The sequence below is a fragment of the Stenotrophomonas sp. P5_A8 genome (assembly GCF_056400545.1).
Window position 1 is genome coordinate 1 of sequence record NZ_JBFULB010000517.1, and the last position, 1,615, is coordinate 1,615.

Consider the following 1,615-nt stretch of genomic DNA (forward strand, 5'->3'; position numbering starts at 1 on the left):
CAGCTGCACGGCGTGCTCGGCATCCAGATGCGGGGCGAACTCGGCCACGCCCGGCGGCAGCAGCACGATCACCGTGGAGCCGTAATTGAAGCGCGCCATTTCCGCGAACCGCTCCAACGTGATGCCCTTGCCGCGGTAATCCTTGCGGGTGATGGTGTCGCCGTAGGCGGGAATCTCTTCGCCACCCCACACCGTTTCCACGCCCGACACCAGCAGCGCACCGACCATCACMGACACCATCGGGCCGAAGTCGGTATCGAAGTGACAGACCAGGCGCTCGTTGCGCGCAAACAGCCCCGGCACCTTGTTGACCGCCGCCGGACCGACGCTGAACAAGCGCCCGGGCACGTGCACGGTCTCGCGCAGGGTGCCGGTCCACGGCATGTGCACGCGGTGGTAGTCCTTGGGCGAGAGGTACACGGTGGCAAACAGGCCGTGGCGGAAGACCTCGGCATCGGCGGCGTCGCCGAGCAGCTCGGCGGCGGTGAACGACTGGCCTTTGGCCTGGAAGATGCGGCCGTCTTCGATCGCGCCGAGCTGGCTGATGCGGCCGTCGGCGGGCATCACCAGCGTGCGCGGATCGGACGACGGTACGCGGGCGCCGGGCTTGAGCGCACGGGTGAAGAACTGGTTGAAGGTGGCGTAGCTGCGCGGATCGGGGTTGGCCGCTTCGGCGAGGTTGACGCCGAACTTCTCGGTGACGGTGTCGATCAGCCAGCGCGCGATCCGCGGGTTGCTGGAATACGCCAGGCGTCGCGCCATCGAGGACAGCAGACGGTGCGGCAGGACGTAGCTCAGCGTGGTGGTCAGGCTCATGGTGCGGTCTTCTCGGTCAGCATCTGCAGGTCGCGGGCAATGGCCTGCGCATTGAAGGGAGGGCGGATCAGGCCGGCAAGCCTGCCCTCCGGGTCCAGCACGGCCAGGCTGGCCGAGTGCTCGAGGGTGTAGTCCTCGGGATTCTCGTCGAAGTGCTTGCCGGGTACTTTCTGGAAGACGAAGCCGAGCGACGTGGCGAAGCGCTCCAGCGAGGGCACATCGGCGGTGGCGGCCAGGGTGTCCTTGTGGAAGGCGTGCACGTACTCGCCGAGGCGGGCGAGGGTGTCACGCTCGGGATCGACGGAGATGAACACCAGGCGCGGGCGCAGGGATTCGGGCTGGGCTTCCCATTGTTTCTGCGCCTTGGCAAGGTCGGCCAGGGTGGTGGGGCAGACGTCGGGGCAGAAGGTGAAACCGAGGAAGACCAGGGTCCAGTGGCCCTTGAGCTCGCCGGGGATCAGGCGGGTGCCGTCGGACTGGCCAAGGTTGAAGTCGGGCAGCGGGCGCGGCTGGGGGTAGAAGGTGATCGATTCGGTGGCGGGCCGGTCGCTGGTCGGCGTGGGCGCGAACACTTTCTGCGCGGCGACCAGGCCAAGGCCGGCGGCCAGCGCGATGAGCAAGATGATGCCTGCGTTGCGATTGAACATGGAAAGCCCGTTCCCGGAAGGGGCCACCATGATAGGGGTGGTGGCGGCGCTGTTGGGTTTTTTGGGCCGCAGCCGAAGCCGAAGCCGAAGCCTTGGTGCAGCGATCGGAGGCGGCGCCGGCACGGGTGGGGTTGCGGGGCACGCTGCAAGTA

3 protein-coding genes are annotated in these 1,615 nt (G+C 67.7%); 1 reads left to right on the forward strand and 2 read right to left on the reverse strand.

All coding sequences use genetic code 11. The features are described 5' to 3' along the window. Together asd and AC1DQP_RS20285 are read right to left on the reverse strand one after the other, a co-directional pair. Positions 1 to 816: archaetidylserine decarboxylase (gene asd, locus AC1DQP_RS20280; protein WP_478052402.1), on the reverse strand; the 816-nt coding region annotated here is incomplete at its 3' end. Next, positions 813 to 1,463 (reverse strand): SCO family protein, encoded by a 651-nt coding sequence (locus AC1DQP_RS20285; RefSeq protein ID WP_256774612.1) that lies wholly within the window; start codon positions 1,461 to 1,463, stop codon positions 813 to 815. The genes asd and AC1DQP_RS20285, both read right to left, overlap by 4 nt. Here AC1DQP_RS20285 and AC1DQP_RS20290 point away from each other — a divergent pair. Beyond that, the coding region (locus AC1DQP_RS20290; RefSeq protein ID WP_478052403.1) for a hypothetical protein at positions 1,429 to 1,615 on the forward strand (187 nt) is incomplete at its 3' end. The genes AC1DQP_RS20285 and AC1DQP_RS20290 overlap by 35 nt on opposite strands.

Bases quoted from the DNA above. Each gene is read 5' to 3' on its own strand.
- AC1DQP_RS20285 (WP_256774612.1), bottom strand. From the start codon at position 1,463: ATGTTCAATCGCAACGCAGGCATCATCTTGCTCATCGCGCTGGCCGCC.